This window comes from Xanthovirga aplysinae (genome assembly GCF_009711365.1).
In the GTDB taxonomy this organism is placed as follows: Bacteria; Bacteroidota; Bacteroidia; order Cytophagales; family Cyclobacteriaceae; genus Xanthovirga; species Xanthovirga aplysinae.
Genome location: NZ_SMMB01000537.1, coordinates 1 through 2206, shown reverse-complemented (window position 1 = coordinate 2206; position 2206 = coordinate 1). Strand labels below are relative to the sequence as shown.

The window sequence follows — 2206 nt, the reverse complement described above, 5'->3', positions numbered from 1 at the left end:
GAAGATTTGTTGAAAAAAGACGGCTGATATATTTTAGAAAAATATATCAGCGGTTTAAATTTACCTAAGTGTTATTTAAGTTGTTTTTAGCCTAACCTTTTTGATTTAACTATTTTCATTTAAGTGGCTTTTGATCAGCTCTTCCACCTCTCCAGAAGAAGGACGTGGTGCCCTTGAGGAAATGATTTTGCCGTCTTTCCCAACCAGGATATATCTGGGAATGCTGCTGATTAAATATTCATCTGCAATTTCTGACCAACCCTTAGCCCAAAGGTTTAATCCATGGGGTTCTTTGTTTTTCTCCATGTATTTTCTCCAATCTTCTTCCTCATCATCAACCGATACGTACATGAATACTACATCTTTCTGATCAATAAACTTATCACTTATTTCTTTGGAAAAAGGCATTTCTCTTTTACAAGGTCCGCACCAGCTTGCCCAAACATCAATATAAACTACTTTGCCTTTCAGTTCAGAAAGAGCTACTTCCTTTCCTTCCGGAGTATCATATTTAAAATCAGGGGCTTTCATTCCAGGTGCAAGCTTGCGCCATTTGTCGAACTTTTCGTTGATTGTTGCTAAAAAGAGACTTTTTGAAAATGCGTTTTTAAATTCATTAATTTGATCTCCAAGAATTGCGGCCTCTGTATATGAAATTTGAGATAAAATATTCGTCGCCAATAAGTATTCTTGTACGCTTCCAGTGAATTTTTCTTTTATATGGGCATTTAGCTTAAGCCGTCGGTCCGTATACTCTTGTTCGGTTTTTGGTTTTTCTTTTGTTTCTTCACTGTAAAGTTGAAGGGAATAAGAATTAACTAGATTTCTGTATGCTGGGGAAATAAGGGCTTTATCATCATTGTAGTTTATGTCCTTTTTGAAATCGTCAAACCCTTCTGGTAATTCTACGGATTCTTTTTTTGTATAGTATTTGTGGTAATCTGCGTAGTTACCAAATTGAACAGCCTTTGTGGATTTCAATTGTGCCATCTCATAAGTAGCAAATTCGGTAGGTGCAGTTTTTCCCTGAAAATAGGATTTGTATAGTTCCTTTAATTGGAGGTAACGTTCATTCAAAGTGTTTTGAAAATTAAGAGGTTCTAATTCATATATATTTCCTGTCACATTCTTCCCCAATTCTTCACCTTTTAGTGCTTTTTTGGCCAGATAGTTGTTTACTTCTGCCCCTTTGCCTTCATATTTTAGGGATTCGTCAAATTGATTAGCATCTAGCGTTACTTTTAGTTCATCACCGGGAGAAAGAAATAGAGTGGTTCTTTCTTTTCCTTCCATTAAAAGAGCCTCAGTTGCCTGCTCTAAAGGAATAATTAAACTGAAGTGGCCATTTTCATCAATTTTTGATGAAACAATTTGTTTGGGCATGGTGTAATGAAGCCTGGTCAGAGAAACGGTTACTTCATCTCCTTTGGGATTGGTCACCACACCTTCGATTTTTACTTCTTTAAACTCTTGTGAATTTGCTTCCAGGGTTTCTTTTCCTGTTTGATTTTTTTGGCAGGAAGACATGATAATAATAAGCCCTGCTATAATTGTTAAAATTTTACTCATGGATTAATCTTATTAAGGTAGTTAGAAGTGTTTTGATGATATTAACAATATATTTTTTCAATTAAGAAGAAGTTCTCATTATAATTAATGATCATCATGATAATTTTTTTTAACAAAAAAACCAAGTTAAAATGGGGAAAGGAAGGCTTTTGTGGCGAAAAATAAATAAAAAAGCCGGTTTAACTAACCGGCTTTTTTATTGGGTGGAATTATTTTGCTTTTTAGGAGGAAGTTTTTCCGTTTGCTCGGGATCGTCTCTCTTCCCTGATTTTTTTAATGATAAGTTTTCGAAAGTCCTTTTCTGCCTGTCCTAATTTAAAAACCTGCTGAGGAGTTAAGGTTTCTCCAAATTTCTTATAATATGATTTTTCTAAATCCAGAATTTGTTGCTTTAAAACAAAAATGGATTGTATTTCTTTTTGAGCTTTGCTATCTGAGATTTCTTGTTTGGCCAACTTTTGTGTTTTACGTTGTCGTTTTTCTAACTCTTCTTTTTTGTTATTAAATTCATTATATAGGGGCCAGAAAACCTCCGATTGTTGGGGACTAAGGTCCAATTTCTCTGTGATCATTGCCACCCGAGCACTTTTTATTTTCTCTTTGTAATTTTCCTGTGCAAAGCCAGTCTTAAATAAGA

Annotated in this window: 2 protein-coding genes; both read right to left on the bottom strand. The window is 34.5% G+C overall.

The window, feature by feature from the left end; genetic code table 11:
* Positions 1-105 precede the first annotated feature (105 nt).
* Positions 106-1569, bottom strand: coding sequence for a TlpA family protein disulfide reductase (locus E1171_RS02460; protein ID WP_155203738.1), 1464 nt, complete (start codon positions 1567-1569; stop codon positions 106-108).
* A gap of 221 nt (positions 1570-1790) precedes the next feature.
* Positions 1791-2206: hypothetical protein (locus tag E1171_RS23535; RefSeq protein ID WP_187696203.1), on the bottom strand; the 416-nt coding region annotated here is incomplete at its 5' end.

What these genes read in the sequence shown, in the direction of transcription:
- E1171_RS02460 (WP_155203738.1), bottom strand. Translation starts at nt 1,569, where the DNA reads ATGAGTAAAATTTTAACAATTATAGCAGGGCTTATTATTATCATGTCT.